Annotated in this window: 14 protein-coding genes, 2 tRNA genes and 1 pseudogene; 3 read left to right on the forward strand and 14 right to left on the reverse strand. The window is 66.2% G+C overall.

Features of this window, described 5'->3' with window-relative positions; all coding sequences use genetic code 11:
* Window positions 1-138 precede the first annotated feature (138 nt).
* Window positions 139-330, forward strand: a complete 192-nt coding sequence (locus tag DFLDMN_RS26335; protein WP_423198691.1) for a hypothetical protein — start codon at window positions 139-141, stop codon at window positions 328-330.
* Window positions 331-609, forward strand: a complete 279-nt coding sequence (bamE, locus tag DFLDMN_RS26340; protein WP_423198692.1) for an outer membrane protein assembly factor BamE domain-containing protein — start codon at window positions 331-333, stop codon at window positions 607-609.
* On the opposite strand, the pseudogene DFLDMN_RS26345 reads toward bamE, so the two are convergent.
* Together DFLDMN_RS26345 and DFLDMN_RS26350 are read right to left on the reverse strand one after the other, a co-directional pair.
* Window positions 606-1,400: pseudogene (locus DFLDMN_RS26345) on the reverse strand (DNA adenine methylase). The gene bamE and the pseudogene DFLDMN_RS26345 overlap by 4 nt on opposite strands.
* Window positions 1,401-1,543: 143 nt before the next feature.
* Complete coding sequence (locus DFLDMN_RS26350; protein ID WP_423198693.1) at window positions 1,544-1,996, reverse strand: DUF2514 family protein; 453 nt, start codon at window positions 1,994-1,996, stop codon at window positions 1,544-1,546.
* Window positions 1,997-2,619: 623 nt separating this feature from the next.
* On the opposite strand from DFLDMN_RS26350, the gene DFLDMN_RS26355 reads away from it, so the two are divergent.
* A complete protein-coding gene (locus DFLDMN_RS26355) occupies window positions 2,620-2,787 on the forward strand; it encodes a hypothetical protein (RefSeq protein WP_423198694.1) in 168 nt (55 codons plus the stop codon).
* Between the two features lie 54 nt (window positions 2,788-2,841).
* On the opposite strand, the gene DFLDMN_RS26360 is transcribed toward DFLDMN_RS26355, so the two are convergent.
* From DFLDMN_RS26360 to DFLDMN_RS26415, 12 genes are all read right to left on the reverse strand, one after another.
* Window positions 2,842-2,918, reverse strand: a tRNA-Arg gene (locus tag DFLDMN_RS26360).
* A 158-nt stretch (window positions 2,919-3,076) separates the two neighbouring features.
* Window positions 3,077-3,904: a hypothetical protein gene (locus tag DFLDMN_RS26365; protein ID WP_423198695.1), complete on the reverse strand. Its 828-nt coding sequence runs from the start codon at window positions 3,902-3,904 to the stop codon at window positions 3,077-3,079.
* 477 nt (window positions 3,905-4,381) lie between these two features.
* Window positions 4,382-4,468: transfer RNA gene (locus tag DFLDMN_RS26370), tRNA-Leu, on the reverse strand.
* Window positions 4,469-4,558: 90 nt separating this feature from the next.
* Window positions 4,559-5,839 carry an amidohydrolase family protein gene (locus DFLDMN_RS26375; RefSeq protein ID WP_423200581.1) on the reverse strand — a complete coding sequence of 427 codons (1,281 nt, stop codon included), beginning with the start codon at window positions 5,837-5,839 and terminating at the stop codon, window positions 4,559-4,561.
* A 31-nt stretch (window positions 5,840-5,870) separates the two neighbouring features.
* Window positions 5,871-6,836 carry an ABC transporter permease gene (locus DFLDMN_RS26380; RefSeq protein ID WP_423200582.1) on the reverse strand — a complete coding sequence of 322 codons (966 nt, stop codon included), beginning with the start codon at window positions 6,834-6,836 and terminating at the stop codon, window positions 5,871-5,873.
* A complete protein-coding gene (locus DFLDMN_RS26385; protein ID WP_423198696.1) occupies window positions 6,833-7,969 on the reverse strand; it encodes an ABC transporter permease in 1,137 nt (378 codons plus the stop codon). The genes DFLDMN_RS26380 and DFLDMN_RS26385 overlap by 4 nt, the downstream gene beginning before the upstream one ends.
* Window positions 7,953-9,530: an ABC transporter ATP-binding protein gene (locus DFLDMN_RS26390; protein WP_423200583.1), complete on the reverse strand. Its 1,578-nt coding sequence runs from the start codon at window positions 9,528-9,530 to the stop codon at window positions 7,953-7,955. The genes DFLDMN_RS26385 and DFLDMN_RS26390 overlap by 17 nt, the downstream gene beginning before the upstream one ends.
* Before the next feature lie 7 nt (window positions 9,531-9,537).
* The gene (locus DFLDMN_RS26395) at window positions 9,538-10,503 is read right to left on the reverse strand and encodes a BMP family protein (RefSeq protein WP_423200584.1); all 966 of its coding nucleotides are present in this window, start codon (window positions 10,501-10,503) and stop codon (window positions 9,538-9,540) included.
* A gap of 124 nt (window positions 10,504-10,627) precedes the next feature.
* A complete protein-coding gene (locus tag DFLDMN_RS26400) occupies window positions 10,628-11,299 on the reverse strand; it encodes a TetR/AcrR family transcriptional regulator (RefSeq protein WP_423198697.1) in 672 nt (223 codons plus the stop codon).
* Window positions 11,299-11,997 (reverse strand): uracil phosphoribosyltransferase, encoded by a 699-nt coding sequence (gene upp / locus DFLDMN_RS26405; protein ID WP_423198698.1) that lies wholly within the window; start codon window positions 11,995-11,997, stop codon window positions 11,299-11,301. Before upp ends, DFLDMN_RS26400 begins: the two co-directional genes overlap by 1 nt.
* 148 nt (window positions 11,998-12,145) lie before the next feature.
* Complete coding sequence (locus tag DFLDMN_RS26410; protein WP_423198699.1) at window positions 12,146-13,447, reverse strand: URC4/urg3 family protein; 1,302 nt, start codon at window positions 13,445-13,447, stop codon at window positions 12,146-12,148.
* Window positions 13,444-14,682 (reverse strand): GTP cyclohydrolase II, encoded by a 1,239-nt coding sequence (locus DFLDMN_RS26415; protein WP_423198700.1) that lies wholly within the window; start codon window positions 14,680-14,682, stop codon window positions 13,444-13,446. Before DFLDMN_RS26415 ends, DFLDMN_RS26410 begins: the two co-directional genes overlap by 4 nt.
* Window positions 14,683-14,728: the final 46 nt, after the last annotated feature.

Below are 14,728 nucleotides of genomic sequence, written 5' to 3' on the forward strand. Positions count from 1 at the left end.
CTTCACATGTGAGCGCAACAGTGGCTTCTACACCCTTCGAAGGGTGGCGAACCACAACCGAAATGCGTATCGTTGTGCTCCAGAATAATCTCCTCCATCTCATGGCGAGAGCAGCCTCGCGACAAGAATAGATATTCGATGACCTCCTACAATTTCGACCTCACTCCCACCCTCTACTTGCAGCAAGCCAGGAACGGCCGCTGGGTGATGGCGGTAAAGGAAATAGCGAGCGTTCGCGCCTTGGCTGGCGATTACGCCAGCCGCGAAAAAGCTGTCGCCGCAGGCCTGAGCTTGTTCCCCAACGCAAAAATCTCCGACGAGCAGCCGTAAATGAAGAATCTCGTTGCGTCTGTCACGGTGGCCGTCCTTCTTGCAGCCTGCGCCGGTACGTCGTTTGATTGGAACCAAGCACGATCGGTAAAGCCCGGCATGACATCCGCGGAACTGCAAAAAATCATGGGGGCGCCCTATATGGTCAGCACCCGCGGCGATCAGACGATCTGGGTATATAGCCAAGCGAATGGCTTCACCGGGAGCACCCGAACCGTCAGCTTCGTCCTGAAGGACGAAGCTGTGGTGGGCGTGCCCACCATTCCGACGTCTTTTTAAAACAGTCCAACCGGCTCGGCCCGCCGGTCCCAGCTGTAAATGATCACCTCGCGTCGTGCGGCCCCCTTACCGCCGCCGACCGTGTAATTGATGTCGAGGGACTCCATTTCGAACGCGCTGAATACGCGGCGGATCTCGGGATGGTCGTTCAGGCTGACGACGGCTTTGCCCTTCAAGCCAGCCATCACGCTGGCCATGAGCTCATACTGTTCGATCGGGAAATCGACGCCGTACCCGCGCGTATCCCAGTACGGTGGGTCCATGTAGAAGAGCGTGTGTGGGCGGTCGTACCGCTCTACCCACGTTTTCCAATCCATGTTTTCCACGTACGCGCTGGCCAGCCGCAAGTGGGCGGCGGATAGCGACTCCTCGAGGCGCAACAGGTTCAGGCCAGGCGGCGCCGTGGTCGCCACGCCGAAGGTTTGATTCTGGTCGCCCACGATGCCACCGAAGCAGTTCTGCTGCAGGTAATAGAAACGCGCGGCGCGTTGAATATCCGTGAGCGTCTCCGGCCGCGTGTCTTTCAGCCATTGGAACACGGTCCGACTCGTCAGCGCCCATGTGAACTGGCGCACGAATTCCTCGAGATGGTGCTACACAACGCGATAGAGGTTCACCAGCTCGCCATTGATGTCATTGACGACTTCGACGTCGGCCGGTGGGCGCAGGAAGAAAAGCGCGGCGCCGCCGGCGAAGACTTCGACATAGCACTCGTGTGCCGGGAATCTCTGCAGGAGGACGTCAGCGAGACGGCGCTTGCCGCCGATCCAAGGAATGATTGGCTGTGCCATGAATGTGAGAGCCCTTTTTGCTTTTTGGTAGTATCCGCCCCGCCTACCGGTAGGTGGCAGAGCCTTGGCTTGGCTCACTGGCTATCTCAGTGTGTCCGGCGGCCGCCGGCGTGCTCCAACACAACGGCGGCCGCTCTGTCTTGCTACTGGTCCCCGCTATCCGTCTGCGGGGGCATCAGGGCGTCATAGGCGCGCTCGCAGGCCTCGCCAGCGGTGTGGGCTTCGTCAGCGTACGCAGCGAGGTCTCCCGCCGCTCCGTCAATCCCGCCGAGCACGTCGACGAGCAGATCTGCGGCTTGGCCGGCTGCCTCGCCACCATTGGCAGCGGCGGTATCGCCGGGGGCGCGACTGGCGTTGACGAGGGCGGTAACGCGGGCGCGCAGCTCGCGAGCTGCAGCGTCAGCAGCAACGCGGTCAGCACGGTCCTGCTCAGACTGTTTGATTGCATCATTGGTAGCTTTCGTTTGCGCCGTCGTGCGGCGTTGTTCCAGCGCGTAGTGCTGGACTACCGCCGCGCCGCCGCCAATGCTTGAGACAAGGGTCGAGATAAGGGCGACGGCACATTCGCGGCGATTGCGCGGCCACATCATCGTCATGACGACGATGGTGGCCAGCCCGCTCGCCCCAGTTGCGACACCAGCGGCGCCCCCGATTGCTTTGAATGCGGCCGCGCGGGCGCCCCTGCAGCGGCATCGCCGCTGATAGGTTCAGACATGAATCCCTCCGATGAATGCGCCCCGTGTGCGGTGCCAAAAGAAATGCCCGCCAGTTCGGCGAGCATTTCTTTTGGCGAGCACTTTCGTTGTCTTGCGGGTGCCTCGCTTATGGAACACCGGTCAACGCGAAGAGACGCTCATCCAGCTCGCGTACTTGCTGGCGCGTTTCCTTCAGAGCGTTCACTGTAAGAGCCAGGAGCGCGTATGAGTCAACGTGAAGTAGCCCGTCTTTCTCGATGACGGCCTGGTCTGCAACTCGGTGGCGCAGTCGATCATCGACAGCCAGCGTGGGGGCCACGACGAACGGGCCTTCACCTACCACAAGAAGGTGAAAGGATCGGACAAGATGCCGATCCACAAACCAACGGCGAGCGCGGAAAGATGCCGGCCTCGGCGATCTGCAAGTCCATGACCTGCGGCACACCGTGCATGCGACGGCGGGAAGCGGGGGGCCGCCGGAGCGAACGCGGGACGAGATCCTGTGGCACAGCTCTGGCGAGGCGATGACGACACACTACGCGGCCGCCCAAGTGGCCGAGCTGTATGGCGCCCTGGAGACCATCCGGCGCCCGACCGGAAACGAAAGCATCAACGTTCTGGAGGTTGCCCGCGTACGCCGGCCATTCCCCCAAAAATCCACCGAGGCATCGGTGGAAAGAAAAACGGCCTAGAGAGTTGCACCTCTCTAAGCCGTTGATTTACTGCGGTAATGCTTAACAAATAGATGGCGCGGCTGGCAGGATTCGAACCCACGACCCCTTGGTTCGTAGCCAAGTACTCTATCCAACTGAGCTACAGCCGCACGCGAGGGCGCAATTGTAGCGTAATTTTTGTAGCGCGCAACCCCAATCCCGAAAATTGTTGCGGGCATCCGGAATGCCCCGGCATCGCGCCCGTCCGACGTCGTGCCTGCTTCCATCGGGCAGGCTCGTTAGCGAATCTTGTTCACCTCGATCTCGCTCACCATCGATACCGCGCGCCAATCGTCCCGCTCGGTTTGCTGCCCGCCTTGACCTTGAACCACAACCGCATCCCCGTGGTCGAGTTGCTGTGCGCGCCGATGTTGAACGAGAACAATCCACGCAACAGGTCCGTATCAATGCGCGTGCCGTTGATGTTGATGACCTTGGCGCGATTGTCCTGCCACCAGTCCGCCTCGACGAACGGATAAACGCCCGACAGGCGCGTCGGCTTGGAACCGTAGAGACGGACCGCCAGGCCGGTGGCACTGATGTCGGTGGACGGATCCATGAACGACGGCAAGGCCGGGTTGGGCGGCCGGTAAGCCATCTCGACGCGCGGCTGGATGGTAACGCCGCCCATGCGCGGCACCTCGGCGTCGAGGGCCAGTGCCAGTGCGCGGACGCGTGCGTCGACGAGGCCGGAAGCGGTGGTGATGTCGTCGACATGGAGCGAAACACCGCGCTGCGCCATTGGCATGGCCACCGGATGGCGCTCCATCAGCGAAGGACCGCGCATGTCATTGGCGCCGGTATCGCGCGAGGCATACTCGACCACGACGGTGCGCTCCGTCAACGGCGGCGGGCCGAACGACGCGATGGTCATGGGCTCGGCGGCAGGCGGGGGATCCGATGCGGAATCCGATGCGAAATCCGTCTGCGTAACGTGGCTGGCATTGGCTGCGGCAATCGGCGCCGACGATACTGGCGCTGCGGCAGATGTGTCGACGGATGCATCGGCCGGAACCGTTGCTTCGGCAAACAACGACTCGGCATATTCGGCGCGCGATATCTCGCTGAGCATCAACGCACCGAGCATCAGCGTCATCAGGCAACAGCCATGCACGAAACATCGGCGCCGGATATCGGCTTCGGCACAACGCGCTCCGCCGGGATAGCGCCCGGCACCCCTCTCTCTTCCGGATAGCGGCATCGTCATGGCAACCACCTCGTCGGACGTTCAATTTCGAACCCGATGAGCTTGAGCATAGGTCAAGCGCATGGCGATGGTTACCTGCAAATGTGGGGTGCCGCGCAGGAGAAAACGGCCATGCGGGAACATGCGGATAGCGCGCGGAGAAAGCGGCGAAAACCGCTGCAGAGGCAGCCGCAAAGATCGCTGCAAAGATCGCCGCAAAAGGCAGCCGCAACATGATCGGCGGAAGCGCAACATCAACAGCACGAGATCGCATGACGGCGCCAAACGCAAAAAGGCCCGCATCGCTGCGGGCCTTTCTGTTTTCTGCTTTTTTCTGCTTTGCTATCGAGACTGCGTCTTGTTTCCCGCGTCTCGACTTGCGAATGGTGGTGCCCAGAAGAGGACTCGAACCTCCACAGTGTTGCCACCGCTAGGACCTGAACCTAGTGCGTCTACCAATTCCGCCATCTGGGCTTCGTCTCGCTGCATTGCTGCGTGCGATGCGAAGAACGTGATTATGCTGACCACGCAGGTAGCTGTCAACACCTTTGCAGGAAAAAATTCTCAATCCCGCCGCATGCGGAAGTCGACCTGCGCCGGCCGCCCCGGCAACGCGAGCGCGGCCGTCGCCGCCGGCGTGCGCGCGATGACCTTGCCCGCGCGCAATACCAGCAGCCGCGTCGCGCGCAGGCGCAGCGCCTCCACGGCGTCACCGGCCTGCAGCAGCACGAGGTCGGCGCGGCAACCCGGCGCTACGCCGTAGCCTTCCAGGCCAAGGATGCGCGCCGGCGTCTCGGTGACCGCGGCAAAGCACGCGCGCATCGCGTCCTGGCCCGTCATCTGCCCCACATGCAGGCCCATATGCGCGACCTCGAGCATGTCGCCGGTGCCCAGCCCGTACCAGGGGTCCATCACGCAATCGTGGCCGAATGCCACCGGCACGCCGGCGGCAAGCAGTTCGGGCACGCGCGTCATGCCACGGCGCTTGGGATAGGTATCGTGACGCCCCTGCAGCGTGATGTTGATGAGCGGATTGGCAATCGCGGCCACGCCCGCCTCGCGCATCAGCGGCAGCAGCTTGGACACGTAGTAGTTGTCCATGGAATGCATCGAGGTCAGGTGCGAGCCCGCGACGCGCCCCTGCAGGCCAAGGCGCACGGTCTCGCTGGCCAGCGTCTCGATATGGCGCGAGAGCGGATCGTCGCTTTCGTCGCAATGCATGTCCACGCGCAGGCCACGCGTGGCCGCCTCCTCGCACAGCAGCCGCACGGATGCCGCGCCGTCGGCCATGGTCCGCTCGAAATGCGGAATGCCGCCGACCACATCTACGCCCATGTCGAGCGCGCGCCGCAGATTGTCGAGCGCGCCCGGCGCACGCAGCACGCCATCCTGCGGAAACGCCACCAGTTGCAGGTCGAGATACGGCCGCACGCGCTCGCGCACGTGCAGCAGCGCTTCCACCGCCAGCAGGCGTGGATCGCAGATATCGACGTGCGAGCGGATGGCAAGCAGGCCCTTGGCCACCGCCCAGTCGCAATAAGCCAGCGCGCGCTCGACCAGCGCTTCCTGCGTGAGCAGCGGCTTGAGCTCGCCCCACAGTGCAATGCCTTCGAGCAGCGTGCCCGACTGGTTGACGCGCGGCAGGCCGTACGACAACGTCGAATCCATATGGAAATGCGCGTCGACAAATGGCGGCGTGACCAGTTGCCCGGCCGCGTCGATCTCTTCGCCCGCGCGCGCGGCGAGCTGCGGTTCCACGGCCGCGATGCGGCCGCCTTCGATGGCGATATCGGTATCGGTACGGCCATCGGGTAGCGTGCAGTGACGCAGAATCAGGTCGAACATATTGGTGTCTGTCTCGCTCACAGAAAAAATCTCAGCGTTCGCCCTTGCGGTAGGGCTTCATCAGCGCTTGAGGATAGGCCGCGCGCCGCGCCACCAGGACCAGCGCCAGGATCGACAGCAGGTACGGCAGCATCAGGTAGAACTGGTACGGCAAGGCCGGCAGCCCCGGCAGGCTGACCCCGCCCTGCTGCAGCCGCAGTTGCAGTGCATCGAAGGCGGCAAACAGCAGGGCTCCGAGCAGTGCGCGGCCGGGGCGCCACGAGGCAAACACGACCAGCGCCACGCAGATCCAGCCGCGCCCGTTGACCATATTGAAGAAGAACGCATTGAACGCCGAGGTGGTCAGGAAGGCCCCGCCCACCGCCATCAGGGCCGAGCCGGCCATGACGGCGCCGATGCGCATCGCACCCACGCGAATGCCTTGCCCCTCGGCGGCGGCCGGATTCTCGCCGACCATGCGCAGGGCCAGGCCCAGCGGGGTGCGATAGAGCAGCCATGCCAGGCTCGGCGCCAGCAGCAATGCGAGCAGCGTCAATACGGTCTCCGCGCCGAGCACCGGACCCACGATCGGACCGATCACCGGTACGCCCTGCAGCCACGTCATCGGCGCGAACGGGACGATGGTGGGCGGCGTGGACACCGAGGCAAAACCGATTCGGTACGCGTAGTACGACAGGCTGGTGGCAAGCATCGTCACGCCCAGTCCGGCCACATGCTGGGATAGCGCCAGCGAGACCGTCAGCACGCCGTGCAGCAGGCCAAACAGCAGCCCCGTGCCGGCGGCCACCGCCACGCCGCCCCACAGCGGCGCGCCGTGATAGACCGCGAGCCAGCCGGAGAACGCGCCGGCCACCGTGATCCCTTCGATGCCGAGGTTGAGCACGCCGGCGCGCTCACAGAGCAATACGCCAAGCGTGCCGAAGATCAGCGGCGTGGCCACGCGCAGCACGGCGATCCAGAACGGCGCGCCGGACACGATATCGAGCAGTTCCATCAGCCTGCCCTCCCGGCTTGTCCGGCCCGGGCGGCCCGGGCGGCACCATCGAGGCGGATGCGATAGCGCGTCAGCATGGTCGCCACCAGCATCGCGATCAGCGCCACGGCGACGATCACATCCGCAATCGCGTTGGGCACGCCTGCCGCGCGGCTCATGCCATCGGCGCCCACCAGCACGCCGGCCACAAAGATCGACGCCGCGACCACACCGAGCGGGTGCAGCCCGGCCAGCATGGCGATGACCACGCCCGCATAGCCATAACCGGGCGAGATGTCGAGCGTGAGGTAGCCGGTACGGCCCGCCACCTCGACCACCCCGGCCAGACCCGCCAGCGCGCCCGAGAGCAAGGCTGCCAGCACCGTCACGCGCGCCACCGGCATGCCGGCAAACGCCGCCGCGCGGGCATTGGCTCCGACCGCGCGCATCTGCAGACCGAACACCGTAAAGCGATTGACGGCCCAGATCGCCACCGCGAGCGCCATGGCCGCAAGCAGGCCGCTATGCACGCGCGACCGCTCCATCAGCCGCGTCAGTTCCAGCTCCGACACCAGCGCGACCGACTGCGGCCAGCCCATCGCGAGCGGATCCTTCATCGGGCCGTCGAGCATCATCGACACCAGCAGCAGCACGATGAAATTGAGCAACAGCGTGGTCACCACTTCATCCACACCCAGGCGCAGCTTGAGCAGCGTCGGGCCCAGCAGCAGCACCGCACCGGCCAGCATGCCGGCGGCCACCATCGCGCCAAACAGCACCGGGACCTGCGCGTCGGCCGGCAACGTTGCCACCCACGCCGGCATGCCGCCGTCGACCTGGCCACCGACCGCTACCGCCGCCAGCGCGCCGAGATATAGCTGCCCTTCCGCGCCGATATTGAACAGCCGGGTGCGGAATGCCACTGCGACCGCGAGTCCGGTCAGCATCAGCGGCGTGGCCCGCGTCAGCGTCTCCGACCATGCAAAGCGCGAGCCGAAACCGCCTTCGAGCAGCAGCAGATAAGCGCGCCCCACCGGGGCGCCCGCCCAGGCCACCAGCAGCGCGCAAATGGCCAGCGTCACGATAATCGCCCCGAACGGCGCGCCCACCAGCGCGACGCGGGACACCGAAGTACGGGCTTCAAGCCGCATCGACATGCTCCTCGTTGGTAACGTCCGGGGCCGCATCGTGCGCGGCGCCCGCCATGGCCAGACCGAGCGTGGCGAGGGTCCACGCCTCGGTGGCGCGTGCCGGCGTCAGCCGCCCGGCATGCATGACCGCGATGCGGTCCGCCAATGCCCGCAGTTCATCGAGGTCCTCCGAAATCAGCAGCACCGCGGCGCCCTGCGCGGCGGCTTCCAGCAGTTGCCGATGCACATAGGCCACCGCGCCGATATCGAGCCCCCAGGTGGGCTGGCTCGCCACCACCAGGCGCGGCGCATGCGTGCCGCGTACCGACAGCGCGCGGCCCAGGATCAGCTTCTGCATATTGCCGCCGGACAGCGTGCGGGCCGGTGCCTCGATACCGCCTCCGCGCACATCGAAGCGCTGCACGAGGTCGCGCGTAAAGGCTCGGGCCGCACCGGCACGAATCACCCCGCCGCGCACAAAGGCGCGATTGCCGAGCTGCTCCGCGATGGCGTTCTCCCATAGCGTCAGGTCGCCCACCGCGCCCTGCGCATGGCGGTCTTCGGGAATGCGGGCCACGCCGGCCGCGGTCCAGCGCCGCGGCGCCGCGCCCAGGACCCGGCCATCGATGGTGACGCTACCGCGCACCGGCGCGGCCATGCCGCTCATCAGTTCGGCCAGCGCGACCTGGCCGTTACCGGACACGCCGGCAATGCCGACGATCTCGCCGCCGTGCAAGGTCAGCGACACATCGCTTAGCGCACCGTGCGCACCGGTAGCCGCCACGCTGACATGATCGAGATGCGCCACCACCTCACCCTGCTGCGTACCGGCCGCGCGCACCGGCCGCACCGGCATCTCCACCGTGCGGCCGACCATCCATTCGGCAAGCTGCGCCGGGCCGGTATCGCGCGTGGCGCAGGTTGCCACCAGCCGGCCGCCGCGCAGCACGGCCACCCGATGGGAGGCGCGCATGACCTCGCCCAGCTTGTGGCTGATGAACACCACCGACAGGCCCTCCGCCACCAGTTGCGCCAGCGTGGCAAAGAGCCGGTCGACCTCCTGCGGCGTCAGGACGGCCGTCGGTTCATCGAGGATCAGCACGCGCGCGCCGCGATAGAGCGCCTTGATGATTTCCACGCGCTGGCGCTCGCCCACCGAGAGCGAGCCGACGCGCGCATTGGGCTGCACCGCCAGCCCGAAGCGTTCGCCGAGCGCCTGCACGCGTGCGCGCGCGGCGCCGCGTTGCTGCCAGCCGCGCCATAGCGGCTCGGTGCCGATCAGGATGTTGTCGAGGACGGTGAGGTTGTCGGCCAGCGTAAAGTGCTGATGCACCATGCCGATGCCGGCGGCCAGCGCGGCGCGCGGCTGGCCCGGCGGCAGCGGCGCGCCGTCGACCTCGACCGTGCCGGCGTCCGCCACATAGTGGCCGAACAGGATATTGACGAGGGTGCTCTTGCCGGCGCCGTTCTCGCCAAGCAACGCGAGCACTTCCCCTCGATGGAGGTCGAGCGAGATCGCGTCATTGGCGAGAAGGTTGCCGAAACGTTTGGTAATGCCGGTCAGCCGCAGGACCGGCGGGGCGGACATTGACATGTTACGGCGTCGACTTCGGCTCCGATTCCACCACCTTGACCGTGAACTTGCCGTCAAGGATGGCGCGCTCCTTCGCGCGCACGCGCGTCATCAGGTCGGCCGGCACCTTGCCCTCGAAGGTGCCCAGCGGCGCGAGTTCGGCCCCCTTGTACTTCATCAGCGAATACTGGCCGTAGTCTTCATTCTTGAACTGGCCCGCCTTGACCTTGGCCAGCGCGGCGGCGACAGTCGGCTCCATGTTCCAGAGCGCCGAGGCCACCACCGTGGCCGGGTACTGCGGCTGGGTGTTGATCACGTTGCCGATGGCCAGCTTGCCGCGCTCCTTGGCCGCATCGGAAACGCCAAAGCGCTCGGCGTACAGCACGTCGGCGCCCTTGTCGATCATCGCGAACGCGGCCTCCTTGGCCTTGGGCGGATCGAACCACGAACCGATAAAGCTCACCGTGAACCGGACCTTCGGGTTGACCTCGCGCGCGCCTTCCATGAACGCGTGCATGAGCCGGTTCACTTCCGGAATCGCATACCCGCCGACCATGCCGATATGGTTGGTCCTGGTCATGCCACCGGCGATCATGCCGGTCAGATACGACGGCTCCTGGATGTAATTGTCGAACACCGAGAAATTGGGCGCCTGCGGCTTGCCCGACGACCCCATCAGGAAGGCCGTCTTCGGATAATCCCTGGCCACCTTGCGCGCGGCCGACTCCACCGCGAACGACTCGCCCAGGATCAGCGCCGAACCCTGTTCCGCATACTGGCGCAACACGCGCTCGTAGTCCGCATTGGACACGCTCTCCGAGAACACGTATTCGATCTCGCCGCGCGCCTTGGCCTCGTTGAGCGCCTTGTGAATGCGCGACACCCACTGCTGCTCCACGGGCACCGTGTAGACCGCCGCCACCTTGATCCTGGTCTGCGCCTCCGCGCGCGGCGTGGCAACCACGGCCGCCAGCGCGGCGCTCGCCATCACCGCCACCATCCACGCACGGCGCGTCATCCGGGTGATCCCTGCCCGTTCAGTCTTCATGACTTCACTCCCCTTTTTTCGAGTACTACGTTGATATCTCTTGTGATGCTGTCCCGCACCGCGGTCAGTCGGCATCTGGCTCGATGCCGCACCCCCGCAGCAGCAGCGCGACCAGGTGCTCGGTCGCCTCATCGAATGTCTGTGCATCGAGTTCGCCCACGCCGAGCACCGCGCACACCTGCGCCTCGAAGTCCGCGTAGGTCTGTGTGGCCGCCCAGATCGTGAAGAACAGGTGGTGCGGGTCGACTGCTGCCATCTGCCCGCTGGCGACCCATTGACGGATCACCATGGCCTTGCGCGCCACCAGTTCGCGCAAGGCCTCGCGCAGCACGCCGCCGATCTCGGGGGCGCCGTGCAGCAGCTCGTTGGCGAAGACGCGCGAGGCATCGGGATGGCTCGCCGACAGCCGCATCTTGGCGCGGATATATTGTTCAAGCGCTACGCGCGGCCCGCACTCGGCGCTGATGATATCGGTCTCGGCCAGCCACAGCTGCAGCGTATGCGCCAGCACGGCGCGGTAGAGCGCCTGCTTGGTACGAAAGTAGTAATGGAGGTTCGACTTGGGCACCCCCGCGCGCACCGCGATCTCCGCCATGGTGGCGCCGGCAAACCCCGCGCGCGCAAACACATGCTCGGCCGCGCGCAGGATCAGGGCCTCGTTCTCCTGCCGGATGCGTCCGCCGGACTCGCGCACGCCGAGAGCGTGCGGGGCGCCATGGGCGCGCAGCGCGTCCATCAGCGCGTGCCGTACAGCCGGTCGCCGGCATCGCCGAGGCCCGGCACGATATAGCCGTGCTCGTTGAGCTGCTCGTCGATGGCGGCGGTGACGATCGCGACATCGGGATGCGCGGCCTGCAACGCACGGAGGCCCGGCCGCGAGGCGATCAGGCAGACGTACTTGAGCGCGCTCACCCCGGCCTCCTTGAGCCGGTTGAGCGCGGCGATGGCCGAATTGCCGGTGGCCAGCATGGGGTCGACCACGATCACCAGCCGCTCCTGGATATCTTCGGGCATCTTGAAGTAATACTCGATCGGCTCCAGCGTCTCCGGGTCGCGGTACAGCCCGATATGGCCTACCCGCGCGGCCGGCAGCAGTTCGAGCATGCCATCGAGAAAGCCATTGCCGGCGCGCAGGATCGAGACCAGGCAGAGCTTCTTGCCGGACAGCACCGGCGACTGCATCGGCGCGATCGGCGTACGGATGGCGATGGTCTCCATGGCAAGGTCGCGGGTTGCCTCGTACGTGAGGAGCTGGCTGATCTCGCGCACCAGCCGGCGAAAGTTGTCGGTGGTAGTGTCCTCGCTGCGCACCAGCGTGACCTTGTGCTGGACCAGCGGATGGTTGACGACCAGTACGGACGGCGACAGCGCACTGGCGGAACTCGTCTCGGCAAAAGTCTCGATGGCCGTGGGCACGGCGGACAGGTCGTTCATCATTGGCTCCCTGGGATCAACGGTCGGGTCAAACGCTGGATCGGGCTCGGTCGGGCTAGGTCGGGCTAGGGCAGGCTGGATCTGGATGGATCGGCATCGGCGCGCGGCGGCAAGGCACTGCCCCGCCGTCATGCGCGCGGACGGTGGCTCAGAACACGGTGCCGTCGCTCTGGATGACAAACGGCGGCGCGCCGCCTTCGCGGCGTTGCGCGGCAATGCGCCGGCCGGCGGCCCAGGTTCCCCCTTCCAGCACGCGCGCGAGCGGAAACTCCGCTGCCGACAGCCCCAGCGCCTGGCGCACGCCATCGGCCACGAGGTCGAGCCCGGTCACGGTGAGCGCGCGCCATTCGACGATCACGGGCTCGTCGACGGTATGCACACCGGCGGCAAAGGCCGGGTCGCGCGGCTTCATCAGTTCAAAGTCGAACAGCAGTCCGCCGTTGCGATACTCCGGCAGGCCGGTCAGCGCATCGAGGCCGGTGACGGTCAGCCCGCCGTCCTCGAGCGGCTCGATCAGCGAATAGGTGAGCCATTGCGTGAGCTTGTGCAATGGCACCAGCCCATCGGGCGCGGCCTGGTGATACCAGCAGTCGCCCAGCGAGATACCCTCCAGCACGATCCGGCCCGGCCACACGGGACCGAGCGCGACCAGCAGCGTGCGCAGCACGAAGCTTGCTTCCACCCGGCCCTCGCGCGCATTGGCCGCGATGTAGTCGAACAGGTTGCCCAGCCGCGCCGGCTTGCCGAACACGGCCGGCGTGGCATCGACTACCTCGCCCAGGCGCCGCAACAACCCCGCGCGTCCTTCAAGCCCGACGATCGGATTGTGCTGCGCCACCTGGAACGCGTTGGCGATGGTCGACGCGTCGATCCGCATCAGCCTTTCGCCATCGGCGCGCAGCGGATCGCCGTGCTCGGCCGAGAAGCCGCCGCGCGCGAACAGGTCGAAGCTCGCCACGCCAAGTCCTTCCGAGCGCGTGAGATTGATGGCGCTGGCGGGGTCGCGATAGCGCCAGTCCGGCCCTGCGCCCGCATCGAGCAGCACGCTCGGGATGACGAGGTCGATACCGATGCGCGCGCGCTCGGCACAGTGATCGGCGCCCGAGAGTCCCGCGCGCTCGCACAGGATCTGCCAGCGGTCGACCTTCTCGCCGGGTGCGCCGGCCTCGAAATGACGCCAGCGGCTGTGGTACGGCACCTGCAGGTCGGGATAGCGGCGCCGAATCGTCGCCGCCACGTAGTCCGCGATGGCGTGGACGCGGTCCGGGTGCCAGGTGAACAGCGCGGAGTCGCCGGCCGCCACGTACCCCGTCACCGCGGCGCAATGCGTGCGTACCGCTTCGGCGGTCAGCAACGGACTGGCCGGATGATCGGGCGGCACCCAGCTGTGCCAGCCGCTGCCCGTGCCGTCATGTCTGGTGTCTGGTTCCCCTGCGGGATATTCGTTCATTCCTTCAACCCCCTGCCCTTCGCCAGGGCGAGTTCGTTGGCATCTGGCGGCGTGTAGTGCGTGAAGTACCCCGCCGCCACCTTCGCATCGATTTCCACGCGCGCATCGGCCGGGATCAGCGCCTCGGGGATCGCCACCTGCTCGACCACCTCGATACCCTGCGCGGTCAGCGCGCCATGCTTCATGTTGCTCATGGACGCCCAGCGATCGATGCGCCGGATGCCGAGCCAGTGGAATACGTCCGGCATCAGCTCCTGGAAGCGCATGTCCTGCACGCCCGCCACACATTCGGTCCGCTCGAAATAGGTCTCCGCGCGATCGCCACCCGCCTGGCGCTTGCGGGCGTTATAGACCAGGAACTTGGTCACCTCGCCCAGCGCGCGCCCTTCCTTCCGGTTATAGACCACGAGGCCGACGCCGCCTTGCTGCGCCATCTCGATACATACCTCTATGCCATGCGCGAGGTAGGGTCTGCACGTACAGATATCCGAACCGAAGACGTCCGAACCGTTGCACTCGTCGTGCACGCGGCAGGCCACGCGCGTGTCGTCCTGGCCAAGCCGGGCGATATCGCCGAAAAAATAGAGCGTCATGCCGCCGATGGGGGGCAGGAACACCTTGAGGTCGGGGCGCGTCACGAGTTCGGGGAACATGCCGCCGGTCTGCTCGAACAGGCTGCGGCGCAGCACGCTTTCCTTGATATGGAAGCGGTTGGCCAGGCCTGGCAGGTACCAGACCGGATCGACCGCGGCCTTGGTCACGCGCACATCGCCGTTTGGAAACAGGATGTCCCCATCGGGCTGGAGCCGCCCCGCCGCGATGGCGGCGGTCAGCTCGGGCATATTGATGTGCGCGCGCGTGACGGCGATGGTCGGCCGGATATCGACGCCCGCGGCAATGCGATCCTCGAACGCGGTCGAGACCAGATGGCCCCACGGATCGAGCGAGACGATCTTCTCCGGATCGCCCCATTGCGGATGCGGGCCGATGGCTTCGGCCGGGGCGGTATCGGTCAGGTCCGGACGATGGGCGCGCTGCAGGTTGCCCGAGGCAACCGCCAGCGCGCGGTAGATCGCGTACGACCCCGCGTGCGTGCCAATCACGTTGCGCCGCGCGGGATCGGTCAGGCTGGCGATGACGGGGCCCCGCTCCACGGCCGTCGGCGCTCCCCAGTGGATGGGTTCCGCCGGCTTGTCGCGGCGCGCGTGCGAGGTCAGGACGATGTGGTCGGACATGGCAGCCTCACTGGAATCCTGACCAAATGGTCAGGTTTACGATTCC

Source organism: Cupriavidus sp. H19C3, from assembly GCF_049393815.1.
In the GTDB taxonomy this organism is placed as follows: Bacteria; Pseudomonadota; Gammaproteobacteria; order Burkholderiales; family Burkholderiaceae; genus Cupriavidus.

What these genes read in the sequence shown, in the direction of transcription:
- DFLDMN_RS26335 (WP_423198691.1), top strand. Translation starts at nt 139, where the DNA reads ATGACCTCCTACAATTTCGACCTCACTCCCACCCTCTACTTGCAGCAA.
- bamE (WP_423198692.1), top strand. Translation starts at nt 331, where the DNA reads ATGAAGAATCTCGTTGCGTCTGTCACGGTGGCCGTCCTTCTTGCAGCC.
- DFLDMN_RS26350 (WP_423198693.1), bottom strand. Translation starts at nt 1,996, where the DNA reads ATGACGATGATGTGGCCGCGCAATCGCCGCGAATGTGCCGTCGCCCTT.
- DFLDMN_RS26355 (WP_423198694.1), top strand. Translation starts at nt 2,620, where the DNA reads ATGACGACACACTACGCGGCCGCCCAAGTGGCCGAGCTGTATGGCGCC.
- DFLDMN_RS26365 (WP_423198695.1), bottom strand. Translation starts at nt 3,904, where the DNA reads ATGACGCTGATGCTCGGTGCGTTGATGCTCAGCGAGATATCGCGCGCC.
- DFLDMN_RS26375 (WP_423200581.1), bottom strand. Translation starts at nt 5,839, where the DNA reads ATGTTCGACCTGATTCTGCGTCACTGCACGCTACCCGATGGCCGTACC.
- DFLDMN_RS26385 (WP_423198696.1), bottom strand. Translation starts at nt 7,969, where the DNA reads ATGTCGATGCGGCTTGAAGCCCGTACTTCGGTGTCCCGCGTCGCGCTG.
- DFLDMN_RS26390 (WP_423200583.1), bottom strand. Translation starts at nt 9,530, where the DNA reads ATGTCCGCCCCGCCGGTCCTGCGGCTGACCGGCATTACCAAACGTTTC.
- DFLDMN_RS26395 (WP_423200584.1), bottom strand. Translation starts at nt 10,503, where the DNA reads ATGGCGAGCGCCGCGCTGGCGGCCGTGGTTGCCACGCCGCGCGCGGAG.
- DFLDMN_RS26400 (WP_423198697.1), bottom strand. Translation starts at nt 11,299, where the DNA reads ATGGACGCGCTGCGCGCCCATGGCGCCCCGCACGCTCTCGGCGTGCGC.
- upp (WP_423198698.1), bottom strand. Translation starts at nt 11,997, where the DNA reads ATGAACGACCTGTCCGCCGTGCCCACGGCCATCGAGACTTTTGCCGAG.
- DFLDMN_RS26410 (WP_423198699.1), bottom strand. Translation starts at nt 13,447, where the DNA reads ATGAACGAATATCCCGCAGGGGAACCAGACACCAGACATGACGGCACG.
- DFLDMN_RS26415 (WP_423198700.1), bottom strand. Translation starts at nt 14,682, where the DNA reads ATGTCCGACCACATCGTCCTGACCTCGCACGCGCGCCGCGACAAGCCG.